Origin of the sequence: Psychrobacter sp. AOP30-A2-5, assembly GCF_052378115.1 — a bacterium.
GTDB lineage: Bacteria > Pseudomonadota > Gammaproteobacteria > Pseudomonadales > Moraxellaceae > Psychrobacter.
The window spans coordinates 50,835-67,408 of the sequence record NZ_JBQSXK010000007.1; the positions used below are offsets into that span (position 1 = coordinate 50,835).

Consider the following 16,574-nt stretch of genomic DNA (forward strand, 5'->3'; position numbering starts at 1 on the left):
TAATGAAGTGCTTGTCATCCTTGACAATATACCTGCTGTTTCTAATTAAGCTTTTGGTAAAGTAATAACAAACCGTGTCATCTGACCAAATTCGCTGTTTACGTTAAGCTTGCCATCATAATCTTTTACTTTTGCTTTAATGATATCGAGACCGACACCGCGTCCGCCATCTTCATCTGCGTGTTCTTTGGTAGAGAAACCCGAAGAAAACAGTTGTTTGAGCAGCTCGCTTTGACTGAGCTGACTGGCTTCTTCTGTACTAAAACGACCATCACTGCTTAACTTGGCACGAATGCTGTCATAATCAATACCTTGACCATCATCTTGCACCATCAGCATGAAATCTGAGCCGTTGTCTTTTAGTTCTAAATCAATCGTCCCAACCGCAGTCTTACCAATCGAATGACGAACACTTGGCGCTTCAATGCCATGCACCACGGCATTACGTAGTAGCTGAATGCTAATCTCTTTAATCGGCTTTACCAGATGCGCTGGTATGTCCGCTTGCATCAGTGTATTACTCTTTAGCTCTACTTGCTTACCTTGTCTTGCGGCAATATCTTTTGCAAATGCTTTATAAAAAGACAGATGATCATCAGTTGCTTCATTACCTAGGTCAATATCCTGACCGATATCAGTATCTATGATACTGGTTGAAGGATTTGATGTCTGACTGTCAGTCGCCACCGTTTTTGACATACTGTTTTGAGCAATATTGTCATCTAACCCATTTGCAGTTGGTGCAGTCGCTGGTGCTGAACGGTTAATACGCTCGCCCAAAGTCGCGATGGTATTTGATAGGCTTAATAAGTCATCCAAATGTACGGCCAATGGCAAGAAATCGTTACCAGATAATTGACCTTGGTTTTGCAATGCGTGCAGTTTGTCTTCCGCATCTGAGGCAATCTTGGTAAAGCTATGCAGTTTTAGCGCAGAAGCTTCACCTTTTAAGCTATGCATTTCGCGATAGATGGCTTTTAGTTTGCCCTCAAGCTCATATTGTGAGCTACCAGGATTTTTCAAGATATTGTTCATCTTCTCAATGTGCATCTGCGTATTATCGATAAACTCATTAATAATCTTTGGATTTACATTTAGAATAGTGGTGAGCATTTCAATCTGCATATCATTTTGCGAACGCTCTTTTTCTAGACGCTGCTCTAAATATACGGCATCTGATACATCGTTGACGTTGACCAAAATACGGGCAATGTCTTTGTTGTCATAAACACGTGAGAACTTGAAGTCTAAGAAGCGATTATTCTGTGCTTTATCACCAGCGTTGTTGTGTAGCATGACTTTGTGCAGTGGATTCAGAGAATCTACCAATTTTTCTTTAACGCGTGGATTGTAAAGCTGCTCAATAAATTGCTGTGTGGTTTTCAGATCTTTATCAGAAATACGCCCACGTAAAACGTTGGTAAAGTTCTCTCCTGACAATCTGTCCTCACCGATAATATCATTCAGTGCGCGAGAATGCTGCTGACCAATATTCAAGTCTTTATCAAGTAAGAATAGACCCGTATTTACCGTTTCCATAATCTCTTGCGTCTCGCGACGAGCAGCGAACGCTTCAGCATCGGTTTCACGTAAACGACGTACAAAGAAGAATACAAAGATTAGAAAGTAGGTAAAGATGGCGGCAACACCAAGCACCTGAATCAGACGAATGGTCGTCGCTTGGCGTTCAGCACTATTAAAAACATCTTTGGTCAAATTGTCTAACGAATCGTTAATCAATAGACTTGACGTCTTGGCTTGTTCAACGGCTTGGGTCAGATCATCTTCAGAGGAAACCATAATATTATCAGCATCTTTGAGATATGCTTGAATCTTAGGCTCTAACGCTTTCCACTGCTCATTAGCTGCGGTAATGTTTACTTGTGCGTTACTGTCAATCTTTGGCAGATCATAAGTTTTGCCATCAACGTCAGTGATCGTTGCACCTTGCTCAATAGCAGCAATAGAGCTGGTAATCAACGCCGTGTTTTCCTCCAAACGCTCCAAAACGCGCTGAATATGCGGAGAGTTAGTATCTTCTCCATAGCTATTATCTAAGTCAAATAAATCTTTAATTACCGCCTGCGCGCTATTAGCGACTTGGTTGGTTTGGTCAATTAACGCGGTATTTCTTTCTAATAAGTTTGAGGTATAGAACGTAAAGGCTAACAAAGCACCGATGAGCGATAAAAATAGTGCAATTGAAATGATCAGACCTTGATAGCGCTTATTGTCAACATTGGGAGTGGTTGCCATCTTCAGAATTCCTTAGTTCAATTGCGTAGTATTAGTATCAGAATTGCTCTTATCAGCAGATGCAGGTACAGCCTCACCTAACCAGCGCTCTTCAATTTCTTTAAATGTCCCTTTTTCTTTCAGTTTAGCAATACCCTCATTAACCGTATTAATCAACTGAGTATTTTCTTTTGCCATTAATACGACTTGTTGCGCTGAAGGTGCGTCTGCCGCTTCATAAGGTACAATCTTCACTTTATGTTCTGGATAACCTTTTATGATGTACTGCAGCACTGGCATGTCGTATAAGAAAACATCAGTCTTACCTTGCACTAAGTCCTGATAAGCCAAAAATGCAGTAGATCTTGAAACCAATTCAACCGAGCTACCCATCTGTTTCAGAGTATCTTCTTCTTTAGAACCTGCCAACGTACCAGTTTTTAGACCCTTTATATCGTTTAAGCCTTTGATATCAAACTTACCTTCCAAGTACATGATGGTAGCTGGGTTAAAAAAGTAAGGCGTTGATAGACCATATCTTACCGCGCGATCATCTTTATAAGAGATACCAGAAATAGCTAAATCACGTTTTCCTGACTCCACACTATCGAACATGTCTTGCCAAGTTTCTTTATAAAACTCGACTTTAAAGCCTTGCTCCTCGCCGATAGCTCTAATGGAATCAACGTCCGTACCCTGCATATTGCCATAGTCATCTTGAAACGAGAAAGGGGGTAAATCACCTGTCATAGCGACCTTTAATGTTGGTGCCGTATCAGGCAAATTACTGACAAAATTATCTTTATTTTCTGTTACTGGCGTACCAGTAGAATTGGCATTTTCTTGAGTGGAAGAGTTACCGCAGCCAAACAGGCCAACACTCAATACAATTGGTAACACTCGATATAACTGCATCATAATTTACCCTTAAAGCTTCACGTGGTTGCACATATTAATTAATGACAATCTAGCAAGGTTAGGTAATATCTTCACAATACTTACTTACAGAAAGTTACGTTTGATAATACTTGCCTAACTTTATGATTGCAATAATTATGTTTAGTTATTACGTACAATTTGTTATATATGGCAAATAAAGAATATTAAGGGCGTACTTAAGTCTATTTATATGACTAAAAACTTGTAATATAGTCTTGTTTTATGCACAGTTTTAGGCAGAAAATAAAATAAAAAGTACAAAAAAAAGCATCCCTACATAATCAATATAAGAATGCCTTTTAAGAACGCCTTTTAAGATTCTAGTGCAAAAACTATAAAGTCTCTGGCTTACTCCGCATCGTCCAGATTTAAATTACGATCTATCTGCCAAATCAAAAAACAGCCAAGACTCATCAAAGCGAACATCGCAATACCAATTTTGAGTACAGGATTAACTGGAAATAGGTTTAATAATAATCCACCAAAGATACCGACTGAGAACATGAGCGAGCCTTGTAGCGCACTTGCCATGCCCGCTCGGCGTTTTTGAAAGGCCAGCGCAATAGCAGAAGCATTTGGCTGAGTCAGACCTAAGCCTGCGATACAGAAGAAAATACAAGCCAGTACCAGTGGAAGCCAAGCATCAGTACCCAAAAATAGACCTATGATAAATAGCACGCCTGCAGAAATAACCTGCATCATCGCACCAAAGCGCAAAATACTCAAAATACGAAAGCGATTGGTAAGCCACTGATTCAGCTGAGTCAAACCCACAAAACCAGCAGCATTCATCCCAAATAACCAAGCGAAGTGGGTTGCGGATACCCCATAGGTATCCATAATCAGCTCAGAGGCTGAACTGATATAAACAAACATCGCCCCCATCAGCAGGCCGCCACCAATCGCTGGATAATTGAACGTCGGGTCTTTTAATAAGTCCCAGTATTGACTCAGTACTTCTCTTGCAGGACGTACATTACGATTTTCTTCCGTCAACGTTTCAAAGAAGAAAAACTTTGTGAGCAATAAATTTAACGTGCCAAAAGCAGCCAAAAACCAAAAAATAGAGTGCCAGCTAAAAAACTGTAGAAATAGCGCACCAAGCGATGGGGCTAATATCGGCGCTAAACCCATCACCAAAATCATAATAGAAAAGGCTTTTGCGGTTTGCTTAGCAGTCAATCGATCGCGAATCGCGGCACGAGTGACCACCGCGCCGACACAGGCACCAAGTGCTTGCATCGTCCGTCCAACAAACAATACATACTCGTTATTAGTAGTCGCACAAACAATGGAAGCGATGACATATAGCGTCATACCGATATATAAAGGCTTAACGCGACCAACACGATCACTAAATGGTCCATAAAATAACTGGCCAAATACCAAGCCTAAAAAATAGGCAGGAACAGAGTTGGCCATAAAGGCTGTGGAGACACCAAAGTCATCTGCCATCGATGGTAATGCAGGCAGATACATATCAATAGACAATGGCCCCACTGCCACGATAAGTCCAAGCATCATAATCCATGCAACAGGCAAATCAGCAGAGCGTACGCGCTCAGAAGCAATGGGTCGATTGGGTAGAGAGGATTTTGGAGCAGACATATTCAGACCATTTTATATAGAGTGTATTGAGTCGTTATAAAGGTTCAATACACTCTAGTGATTGTTATTGTAGTATTCAGGCTTCCATTGTCTTTAATATTCAGTCTTTACTCAATACTGAAAACAAGGGTCATTGCCACCATTAGTGCACATTTGCATGCAGTGGCGCAAGTGGACAGTGTTATATCGTACTATCCGCTCACATTTCAATAGAGGTATGACGTGAATAAAACAAACAATAACAACTAAAAACAATCACAATAATTTGTCAAAATAGGTCTGAGCGTTAGCATAGCGGCATAATTAGTAAAAGATATTTAGCGGAACTGGCGCTTGCCAAATGCCGTACTGGCTTGCTTGGCTTTTCTTAACGCAAGCTTGCGATTACGACCGAGCATCATTTTAAGCTGCCATACTTTTTCCTTATATAAAGTAGTGGCTGGCTGCTGGAACATAGCATTGACCACACGCTTACTCGCCAACACCGCATCAGGAGAGCGCTCTGCAAATTCAGCAGCGAGCTTTTGCGCCTGCTCAAGTGGCGCTTCATTGCAATGGCTGACAAGACCCAATGCTTTGCCCTCACTGGCAGTCACGATACGCGCACTCATGGCAAGCTCTTTTAGCACATCTTCACGTACCACGCCAAACGCGGATTGCGTCAAACCCATGTCTGGTACCAGACCCCACTTAGCTTCCATAATAGACAGTTTGCAATCTGGATGACTGATACGCACATCGCAAGCCAGTGCTAGCTGAAGCCCTGCACCGATACAATAGCCTTCTAGTACAGCAATGACCGGTACAGGCACATCGCGCCATACCAGACAAACACGCTGGAACGAGCTCTGCCATGGCTTTACCAGCTCCCAAACGGCGAACGCTTGATTTTTTGGATGATTTAAATCACCTAAGTCGATGCCTGCACAAAACGTGCCTTCAGCGCCATTTAGAATCACCGCACGTATCGTTTTGTCTTTACCAATGCGTTCTGCGACAGCTATCAATTCTTTCACCACTTTAAAGCTCATGGCATTTTTTTTGTGTGGGCGATTTAAGGTTACCGTGAGTATATTGTCAGTCATACTAACTTGTAAGGTTTCATATTGGTAAGTGGCAATCGCGTTCATAACAATCCTTATTCATGAATAAAATAGAAATGGCATCTAAATATGATGCCGATACGTCTAAAGCTGATGGCAACAATATTAACAGCCTTGTTACGACGCTACCTCATCAATAACTGACTGCAACGATTCGATTCATCGTTAATGTCATAAAACCATCACTTCTAAATCATTTTCCACGTCATATCATTTTCACTCAAACGATGATAATTGAGCTGAGGATAGGCTGATAAATCCAGCGCCTGCAAGTTATTTAACGCTGTTATTAATGCGGCATAATATGGCTCAAGCATGGCAAACTGCGCAGGGGTGGTGTGTTGGACATTCAGCAAGCATTTATCTTCTAGGTCTTGACTGGCCTGACGTAATTGCGGCACACCGGTATAACGACTACCGCCTAAGATGCGATGGGCAATTTGCGCTAGCATACTGCGATCACGGGTATCCCACGCTTGCGTTAGCGCTTGCTTTTCATCATTAATAGTATCAAGCATCATAATGATAAGCTTGGCTGCCAAGTCGGGCTTATTCGCTGAGCGGGTCAACGCGTCTTGCCAATCTAAAATAGCAAACCCATCACCTTCATTAGCCCCCAAAGAATAATGGCTTAAATGGTGGTGACTGCTGTCCCAATTCTTTGTTTCTTGCTCATATGTGTGGGAATTTGTAGGCGTTACCACTCCATCGCGAGCACTATTTATCGGTGTTTCTGATGGCTTTAATAGTGGCGACTGTCCTTGTTTATGTAAGCGCAAGTTCTCATAGCGTGGCTGGGTGTCGCGCGGTGTTTCGCGTCTATAGTCCTCGCGTGGTTGGCTGTCTCGCAAGTAATTATCACGAATTTTCTTCAATGATAAAGGACGCGTTATTTTTGGCTGATTGATTGTATTAGAACCGCTATGACGGTTATTTTCATCACCTTTCACCATAGGATAAGCAATGGTTGTAGAGTCTGATGGCCACGTTGAATACGTTTCAGCCTCCCTATTTTGTGAGTCGTTAGAGTGTGAGTTCTCTTTTGATAAATCGAAGGTCTGCACATCAGTACTGTGCAGATTGGTATCAGGCAACGCTTTTAACTGCGGCATTGTCGTTGTACGTCCAAGCCATTTTTGCAGCACTTGTAACAACTGAGGCTGGCTAATGGGCTTACCCACATAGTCATTAATGCCACTAGCGATCAGTTTGTCTCGCTCATCAGCCAAACCATGCGCAGTCAACGCAATAATCGGGATACGGCTATCATCATTTTCAATATTGCGAATTTGTCTTGCAGCTTCATGCCCTGACATACGCGGCATTTGGATGTCCATGAATATTAGATCAATATGACCTTTATCCTGAGTAGCAACTTTATCGTCGGTATTCACCTCTTCATAAAGCGTAATATTTGATTTCTTGTTTACTTCATCGCGCGTTTCAGCTTTAGAGATTTGCGTTTTATTCGACAGACTTTGCTTATCATTTTTCGTGGTTTTGATATTTTTGGTTTGTTGTTTACTGATAATTTCTATGGCGTCAAAACCACTACTCGCTGTGATGACTTGGATGCCAATCTCACTGAGCAATGCATCGAGCACCAACAAATTGGGCAGATGATCGTCGACTGCCAGTACCGTCACCCCTGTCCAGCGCGGTTCTTGCACGCTTTTTTTGGTACTGCGATTTTGGGTGTCGAGCATAGCATAGAGCTGTCTTTTGTCTAAAGGCTCATACAAAATATTGGCATGATAACGATTTAATAATGCTTGATCGGCAGCAACTTGATAGCCAAATACCGCAAGCTTACCTTGGTAATGCAGACGAATTTGTTTGAGTAATGCCATCATATCGTCTTGGGTATCATCATCGACGATGACCCAATCCCAATAATTACCATGCTCTTTTAATGACTCAAGTACGCCTGGTAAGGAGTTGGCTTGGGTCAATTTAATCGGCAAATATTGCAAGCTGGCTTTGAGCACTTGTATAGAAGCGGTATGATTGATCCATACCAATACATTAAACTCATCGGTCTCACTCGCCAGCGGAGCCAAGACTGGAAGCTCAATCGTCTGACCAGTAGCAGCTTCCAACACATCGACATGTGCTGGCATCCGAAACCAAAACGTTGCGCCCTGATTGGCAATATTCTCTTGAGCATTATCATGAAAGCCAATATCACCGCCCATCAGCCGCGTCAATTGCTTGGAAATAACGAGCCCCAACCCTGTACCGCCATACTGACGAGTGATTGAAGGGTCGCCTTGGCTAAAGCTTTGGAACAGCATCTTTTGATCAGCTAAAGAGATGCCCTTACCGCTGTCTTGCACACTGATCATAAGATAATTATCACGATGGTCATCTAAGCTGACGCGCACTACCACATCGCCACTGTCGGTAAATTTAATAGCATTGCCGACGATATTGGTCAATACTTGCTTGAGGCGTAGGGCGTCGCCATTGATGCGCATCGGTACATCATTATAAAACAGCACCGCCATGCGCAGACCTTTTTCTGCGGATACAGGCGAAAGCATATCGACTACGTCATAAATGGTGTCATAAAGGTCAAACTCATGACGGTCAAGTACTAACTTGCCTGCCTCAATCTTAGAGAAATCCAAAACATCGTTAACCAAGGCGAGCAAGTGTGCTGATGACTTACGTATGGTTTGCACGTACAAATCTTGTTCAGGATTTAGTTCGCCATGCCTTGCCAGCAAATTGATAAAGCCATCGATACTGTTTAATGGCGTGCGCAGCTCGTGGCTAATATTCGCCAAAAACGCCGATTTTGCTTGGCTGGTTGAAATTGCCGCATCACGTGCATTACGAATAGAGATGTTTTGCATTTCCATCTCATCAAACGCAAGGCGCAAATCATCCTCGGTTTGCTCGGCATGGTCTTTTAACTCCTGAAAGCTTCTATGCAGGCGGCGTAGCGTTTTGACCAAGTCTTGCTGCAATAAGTTCAGCTCACCATCTGACTCAACGGGAATAGGCTGATACAGATTGTCGACATGGGTACGCTGCAACTGCAAACGTAGCTCATAGATCGGTGCTATCCAGCGCTTTGAATAAATATTTAAACTCAGCAATAAAATCAAAATGGTGAACAAGCCGGTAATCACTAACGCCATGGCGATACGGTAGCGGGCGATATAGAGTGGTTCATTGTCCATATCGACGAGTAGCCACAGTTTTTGTCCTTCAAACTCCCCTAACACACTGCCATAAGCGGTTCCAATAGGCGTTGGTTGCTGCGATAAAAAATTCTTTTTTGTGTCTATTGCAGGCCATGCTTCGTTCAGTCCATAACCGACTGCAGCGAGCACTTGATTGCTTTCATTGATGATCGCAATACGCTGTACATGTTGCTCGGACTGCATACGACCCAGCTTATCTTGTATTTCCTCAAGCTTCGTGATGGTCGTTTGAGTGGCATCATTTGCTCTAACTTCGCCATCCGAATTGGGTTCGCCGTCTGCTTGCTGGCGCTCTTGCGCTAACAGCTCAGGGATTAGCTCTGCAATCGCTGGGGTATAACGAATCAGCACCGCCTCCGCCAATACTTCTTGTTCGGAATTGCTAGCACGCATGGTCTCATAAAAGACCAAAATACCGCCCACCGCTGCCAAGATACAAATGGGTAAAAACACCAATATAATCAACTGACCATACGCACTGCTGGTATCAAAACGTTTTTTGTATGCCATACTAGCTTTACTCTCTACAGAAAATTGCACTATGAATCAATAGCGGCGGTAAGCGGTGTTAGCCAATAATAAAATTTTTAGGGGCTGTGCTCATTTCAAAGCTATCGTCATTTCAAAAATGATAACTGCATACCCATGATAAAATTTAGTGATTCTTGTTATTGCCGTACCTATATATTGCCATAACTATAACGCATTTCATCGATCATGGTGAGTGGCTATAATGCAAAGGCATTTTAACTGTCCAGCCCTTTTTAAACACCACTCATTTACCAAAATCTCTTGATGCCTTCAGCGTAGCCAAAAACAAAATGATATAATGACGCAACTTTTCATTTATTGCTATTTGGTTAAAGCGACAGAAATGTCATTAACAATCAAATCACTCACTTCACTCAATAGCAGCCATATCAAGATATTTATTCAAAAATCAAAATGACAATTAAAAAATAAACGGTAATTAAAAATCAATTTTAAAAATTAACAAGGATACTTTATGTCCGCAACGGCTATCTCCAACCCTAATTTCATTACTCAAGTCACCAAACTTGCTGATTGCGTCGGTCAGACGCCATTGGTTAAATTGCAGCGCTTACCTGAGCAAGAGCAGCTGACCAATGGTGCTGCGTTACTGGCCAAGCTTGAAGGTAACAATCCAGCGGGGTCTGTTAAAGATCGTCCTGCGTTTAATATGATTTATCAAGCAGAACAGCGCGGTGACATCAAAGCGGGCGACATGCTGATTGAAGCCACGAGTGGCAATACGGGTATCGCTTTAGCCATGGTCGCCGCGATGCGTGGCTATCCGATAACGCTACTGATGCCAACCAATTCAACTCAAGAGCGCAAAGATGCCATGATTGCGTATGGTGCGACGTTAATCGAGGTGGATGAAGGCATGGAAGCCGCACGCGATTTAGCGCTGCAAATGCAAGCAGATGGCAAAGGCATCGTATTGGATCAGTTTAATAACCCTGACAACAGTCAAGCCCATTACCTGACCACAGGGCCTGAACTGTGGGCGCAAACGGCAGGGAAAATCACTCATTTTATTAGCTCAATGGGCACCACTGGTACCATTACTGGTGTATCGCAATACCTCAAAGAACAAAATCCAGATATCAAAATCATCGGACTACAGCCTGATGAAGAAGCTTCGATTGCTGGTATTCGCCGCTGGCCTGCAGCTTACATGCCGGGTATCTTTAACGCAGATTTGATTGATGAAATCATGGATGTGGATCAGCGTATCGCAGAAGTTTATATGCGCAAACTGGCCAAAACCGAAGGTATTTTCGCGGGCGTTTCATCAGGTGCTGCAGCATGGGCTGCCGTACAAGTCGCTAAAGAAAACCCTGATGCCGTCATCGCCTTTATTGTCTGTGATCGCGGCGATCGTTATTTGTCGACGGGTTTATACAATATTAATGACGACAATATTGACGACAGCAATGTCGATAACCGCACATAAATTAATTAACGTACAGACAACGCTGCTCAGTTTAGTTGATTCAATCAGGATTTCTTATGTTACAAGCTCTACCATCCGACCCTATATTGGTCTTTGATATCGAAACTGTCGCTGATACCGATGCGGCGCGCCGTATCTATCCGCAATTGGCAGAGTTGAATGATGCAGATGCATTGAGTGCACTCACAGCGCTTCGAATACAAGAAGCTGGGCATGATTTTATGCGCTTGCCACTGCAGCGTATCGTCTGTATTTCAGCGCTATATATCAAAGATAGCAAGTTGTCGTTGTTCTCATTGACCGCTGATAAATTCAGTGAAAAAGATATTCTTGCCAAATTTTTTCGGGCATTTAGTGACCTTGAAAAGCTGCCACAGCTTATTAGTTGGAATGGCTCAGGTTTCGATATTCCTGTACTGATATATCGGGCTATGCAATACGACTTATCAGCGCCATGGTTATTTGAAGAAGGCGAGCGCATCAAAAATATGCGCTTTGATAATTACGTCAATCGCTTCCACACGCGTCACCTTGATTTGATGGACAGATTTAGCCAGTATGGTGCCAGCCGCCGCGAAGCCATGGATATTGTCGCAAGCTTATATGGTCTACCGGGTAAAACAGCTGTCGACGGTAGTATGGTTGGTGAGCTTGTCAGCACTAATGACTGGCAAACGCTGTCTATTTATTGCGAGTCTGACGTCATGAATACATGGCTAATCTATTTGCGCTGGTTGCGTTTAACTGGACAATTATCCTCACAAGATTTTGACGCTTGGCAGCAGCAGAGCTATGACTATTTAGTAAAATATACCCAAGCGGATGGTCATGCCCGCCATCAAGACTTCATCGCTGATTGGTCATCTGCGCCCACATCATAACAAATGAAGTTATATGAAGGCGCGTTATAAGACATCGCGTTTATCCTCATTTTTTTAGTTATTTATCATTTATTATTAAGGCAGGTTTATGCAACCCACCGATTCAAAAGCGTCTACAACCTCTGATGTTACGCCAGCAACGAGCGAGACCCAAACGATTACTATTCCGCCTAATAAGAAAAAATCTAAACCCTCATCAAAGACACGCCGCCGTCTAAAGGATGCAGAACCTCTGCCCTTCACCATTGATGGTTTGTCGCATGATGGTCGCGGCGTTGCCGTTTATGGTAATGGTTTTGGTATAGACGATGGCCATATCGAAGACAAACATGGCAAAAAAATCTTTGTAAGCTTTGCATTGCCAGGTGAAAGTGCCTTGGTCAAAATAACCAATAGCCGTGCCAGCTTTGAAGAAGGCGAGGCTGTCAGTATTACTGCCAATCCAAATTCTGAACGTGCCGTACCGCCCTGCCCACATTTTGGGGTGTGTGGTGGCTGTAATTTGCAACACTGGCAGCCAGACGGTCAAATCAACTTTAAGCAATCTGTACTGGCTGAAATGCTGATCCACCAAGCCAATGTCACGCCTGATAACTGGCTCGCTCCAGTGGTTGGTGATCGTCTTGGTTATCGTACCAAAGCACGATTGGGTGTGCGTTATGTCACCAAAAAAGAAACCGCGCTTGTCGGTTTTCGTGAGCGCTCAAGTAACTTTTTGGCAGAATTAAATGAGTGTCATATTTTAGATCCAAGAATTGGTTTTGAGATTGAAAACTTAAAAACACTGATTAGTACGCTAGAGAGCCGTAACAAGATTGCTCAGCTTGAGTTGGCCATGGGTGAGGAGATGCCTGAGCTGCCAGATGGCAATCAGCCCGTTGCCCTTATCGTACGCAACTTGGAGCCGTTATCAGACGCTGATATAGAAAAGCTAAAAGTGTTTTTTGCCGCACGCAACTGGCAGCTATATTTGCAGTCTAAAGGTGCGGACAGTATCCAGCGTATTGCATTGACTGAAGATGATGACATGAGCCAGCAATTTGGTCGTTTGTATTACCAATTGCCAGAATACGATTTGACTTTCGAGTTTATCCCGACAGATTTTACCCAAGTGAACCTGTCCGTAAATCGTCAAATGACCAAGCTTGCCTGCGATTTGTTAGACTTAAAAGCAGGTGAACGCGTACTTGATTTATTCAGTGGTCTAGGCAACTTTAGCTTGCCACTCGCACGCCTCGTTGGTGAGACAGGTTGTGTGGTTGGTGTTGAAGGTAGCGAAGCGATGACCGCACGTGCAGCCGATAACGCACGTCGTAATGGCATCAATAATACAGAATTTTATAGCCAAGATTTGACGCAAGACTGTACGGATAAACCTTGGGCGAATCAGGGCTTTGATGCGCTATTGATCGATCCGCCGCGTTCTGGTGCTTGGGAAATTATGCAGTACTTGCCGAAATTTAACGCTGAGAGAATCGTTTATGTCTCTTGCAACCCTGCAACCCTCGCCCGTGATACAAAAGCATTATTAGAGCAAGGCTATCGTCTGACTCATGCTGGCGTGATGGACATGTTCTGTCATACTGGTCATGTTGAGTCCATCGCTCGTTTTGAAAAAGTAGCGGTGTAATTCAATTTACGGTTAAGTAATCGATTCAGAGCATTCAATAGCCATAGTGCATGTCACTGAGCTTGATTCAAAATTTGAGTCAAGCGGTGGCAAAAAATGATGGTTATTTATCCTGATTAACCGCAGACATTACATAGCCTCGCTTGATTTGTCTCTTTAAAGTGAGATAATAGTAAACAATATTCCTAGGCTGGTTTTTTCCATTCTTGTGAACGTTTGCACTCATAGCTTTATATATTTTACGCGCATTTTATGACTGCTAAAAAACAGATTTTTTAGCAGTTATATTGGTTTATAGCTGATACTTTATGAATCGTAAGTTCAACGTGTGTGCATAGTAGATGAGGTTATAATCAATTCAAAATAGCTAAGAGGAGTCGGCTATGGTAAAAATTCGTGAAGGATTACCGCTGGTGGATGGACAGACTACCCAAGCCGACAGTGCAGCACTTGCCGCTCAACTGGTCGCGAGCCAACGCTCGCACCAGTCTGCCAATAGCTATGCCCAAATCCCCCTCGATATCAAATACCAGCTGTCCACTCATAAACTACACACCACTTTTGATCGCTCAGCACTACATGCTTTTCATAGTCATGATCCAAAGCTTGAAAACGAATATTCTGATAACCCGCTTTTAGATAAAAATAATGCTCTCTCAGATAAAGAGCTGGAAGCGATTGATTTAGATCAAGTCAATATTGATGTTCCCACTTGGTTAGACAATGTCGCCAAACGTATCGGACAAGATTCTGTACCTCACTTGAATGCTGCTTGTGAATTTATTCGCAGTCATATGAATACCAGCGAATCTGAGCGTTCAGGTGCTTATGTCACGGGTATTGGCATGACAGATATATTGACCTATCTATACCAAGACGAAGACGCTCTTGTGGCTGCAATGCTCTATCGTAGTGCGCGAAAATCAATCATAAGCCTCGCTGATATCGAGAAAAAATTCGGTGCAGACATATCGACCCTCGTCAAAGATACCTTGGCAATGGGTAAGCTGTCTGAGATTATTGAAAGCAATAAGCGTCTAGAAGATCACTTCGTAAACAATCAGCGCGACCAGCTATCTAATATTTATAGCATGCTAATCTCCGTCACCAATGATGTACGCGTCGTGCTTATCAAATTGTCTGAGCGTACTTTCGCCATGCGCGAATTGACCTTTTCTAATGAAGAGCGTCAGAATCGTGTGGCGCGTGAAGTCATGACTATTTATGCCCCACTGGCGCATCGCTTGGGCATTGCGCAACTTAAATGGGAGCTGGAAGACTTAGCCTTTCGCTACCTTGCGCCTGAACGCTATAAAGAGATTGCCAAACTGCTCTCCGAAAAACGCAGCGAACGCGAGTCCTATATTCAGCGTGTACAAGATAAGCTTAATGAAGCACTAGCAGAGGCTAATATCGAAGGTGAGGTCTCTGGACGAGTCAAGCATATCTACTCTATCTACCGAAAAATGAAGCTCAAAGGCTTATCGTTTGATCAGCTTTATGACATTCGCGCGCTGCGAGTATTGGTCACCAACCCATCAGACTGTTACCACGTGCTTGGATTGGTACATGGCTTGTGGCGATATATTCCTGAACAATTCGATGACTATATTACCAACCCCAAGTCCAATGGTTATCGCTCACTACATACGGCAGTCATTGCTGAAAACAAGTCACTGGAAGTGCAAATTCGTACTCATGAAATGCACTTCGAAGCTGAGCTTGGTATGTGTGCTCATGTTAACTATAAAGAAGGTCTAAAGAATAAAAAAGACAATTATCTTAATCAAAGAATCAGCTCGCTGCGCCAACTGTTATCTATCAATAATGAAACCCGTAACCAACCGCGCTCATCTTTACTAACTGGTGAAGAAATAGAGGGCATGGAGTTTGACGAAGAAGAGCAACTCGTTGACTTTGACGAGCTCGAACGCATCTATATCTTTAGCCGTGATGGTGACATTACTGAACTACCAAAAGGGGCGACCGTTCTTGATTTTGCTTATTATGTACATACACAAGTCGGTAATCGTGCCCAAGCTGCGCGAGTCAATCAGCGCTATGTACCATTAACCTATCAACTCAAAACGGGTGAACAAGTTGAAATTATCACCAAAGCATCACGTGAGCCCAACCGTGATTGGCTAGTTGCTTCACTTGGATACATTCATACCAACCGTGCACGTTCAAAACTGCGTCAATGGTTCAATAAGCAAGACCGTGATAAGAACATTGAAATTGGTCGTCAAATGCTCAGTAAAGAGCTTGAACGATTATCGGTACATCCCAATAGCATCGATTTAAACGACTATATTCAGCATTTCCATGTTAATACGACTGATGATATTATCGTTGGATTGGTCACAGGCGACATTGGTCTCAACCAACTCACCAGCCACATCTCTCGTCAGCTACACCTAGAACCTGAAAGACCGCCAGAAAATTTTGCGCCAAGTATAGATGCTAGAGAGGCAGGAAAAATCGATGCTTATAAAATTCGTATCGATGGGCTGGATAATATAGAAATCAATCTAGCAGGCTGTTGCCACCCTGTACATGGCGAGCCAATTGCTGGTTACATCACCTTATCACGAGGTGTCAGTGTCCATAATCGTGGTTGCCCTGAATATTCACGCTTGATTGAACGCGATCCTGAGCGCGAAATAGAGGCTTCGTGGCGGGTACAAGCTGGTCGTTATCAACCCGTTGATATTCACGTAGAAGCGTATGATAGACGCGGACTGTTGCGTGACTTGACGCAAATTATTGATAAAGAAAATGTCAATATTCGTCAAGTTGAGACGCTTAGCAATGATGATAACATTGCCTTTTTGAAATTTCATATTGAGGTTTCAGGATTGGCACACCTATCTAAGCTTTTAGCGAAACTAGAGCAACAGCATGGTATCTTGCATGCTCGCCGCGCCGTCGCTTAGATATAAAATCACAAAATACGTCCGCTGAATCATAAGGTTATTATAAAAA

At 43.0% G+C, this 16,574-nt stretch carries 9 protein-coding genes; 4 read left to right on the forward strand and 5 right to left on the reverse strand.

Annotated features, from left to right (window positions below):
• Positions 1 to 45 precede the first annotated feature (45 nt).
• The 5 genes from ACT3S4_RS07030 to ACT3S4_RS07050 all read right to left on the reverse strand — a co-directional run bounded on the left by ACT3S4_RS07030 (position 46) and on the right by ACT3S4_RS07050 (position 9,607).
• Complete coding sequence (locus ACT3S4_RS07030; protein ID WP_201602180.1) at positions 46 to 2,256, reverse strand: ATP-binding protein; 2,211 nt, start codon at positions 2,254 to 2,256, stop codon at positions 46 to 48.
• Between the two features lie 12 nt (positions 2,257 to 2,268).
• A complete protein-coding gene (locus ACT3S4_RS07035) occupies positions 2,269 to 3,153 on the reverse strand; it encodes a transporter substrate-binding domain-containing protein (protein ID WP_045443631.1) in 885 nt (294 codons plus the stop codon).
• Positions 3,154 to 3,522: 369 nt separating this feature from the next.
• Positions 3,523 to 4,782, reverse strand: a complete 1,260-nt coding sequence (locus ACT3S4_RS07040; RefSeq protein WP_201580911.1) for a multidrug effflux MFS transporter — start codon at positions 4,780 to 4,782, stop codon at positions 3,523 to 3,525.
• A gap of 317 nt (positions 4,783 to 5,099) precedes the next feature.
• The gene (locus ACT3S4_RS07045; protein WP_045453705.1) at positions 5,100 to 5,912 is read right to left on the reverse strand and encodes a crotonase/enoyl-CoA hydratase family protein; all 813 of its coding nucleotides are present in this window, start codon (positions 5,910 to 5,912) and stop codon (positions 5,100 to 5,102) included.
• Between the two features lie 161 nt (positions 5,913 to 6,073).
• The gene (locus ACT3S4_RS07050; RefSeq protein ID WP_444760785.1) at positions 6,074 to 9,607 is read right to left on the reverse strand and encodes an ATP-binding protein; all 3,534 of its coding nucleotides are present in this window, start codon (positions 9,605 to 9,607) and stop codon (positions 6,074 to 6,076) included.
• 496 nt (positions 9,608 to 10,103) lie between these two features.
• On the opposite strand from ACT3S4_RS07050, the gene cysM reads away from it, so the two are divergent.
• From cysM to ACT3S4_RS07070, 4 genes are all read left to right on the forward strand, one after another.
• Positions 10,104 to 11,078 carry a cysteine synthase CysM gene (gene cysM, locus ACT3S4_RS07055; RefSeq protein ID WP_201501989.1) on the forward strand — a complete coding sequence of 325 codons (975 nt, stop codon included), beginning with the start codon at positions 10,104 to 10,106 and terminating at the stop codon, positions 11,076 to 11,078.
• Between the two features lie 56 nt (positions 11,079 to 11,134).
• A complete protein-coding gene (locus tag ACT3S4_RS07060; protein ID WP_201602199.1) occupies positions 11,135 to 11,959 on the forward strand; it encodes a 3'-5' exonuclease in 825 nt (274 codons plus the stop codon).
• Positions 11,960 to 12,047: 88 nt separating this feature from the next.
• Positions 12,048 to 13,589, forward strand: coding sequence for a 23S rRNA (uracil(1939)-C(5))-methyltransferase RlmD (gene rlmD / locus ACT3S4_RS07065; protein ID WP_444760786.1), 1,542 nt, complete (start codon positions 12,048 to 12,050; stop codon positions 13,587 to 13,589).
• A gap of 383 nt (positions 13,590 to 13,972) precedes the next feature.
• Entirely contained in the window at positions 13,973 to 16,525 is a 2,553-nt protein-coding gene (locus ACT3S4_RS07070; protein ID WP_427549167.1) for a RelA/SpoT family protein, read from the forward strand.
• Positions 16,526 to 16,574 lie beyond the last annotated feature (49 nt).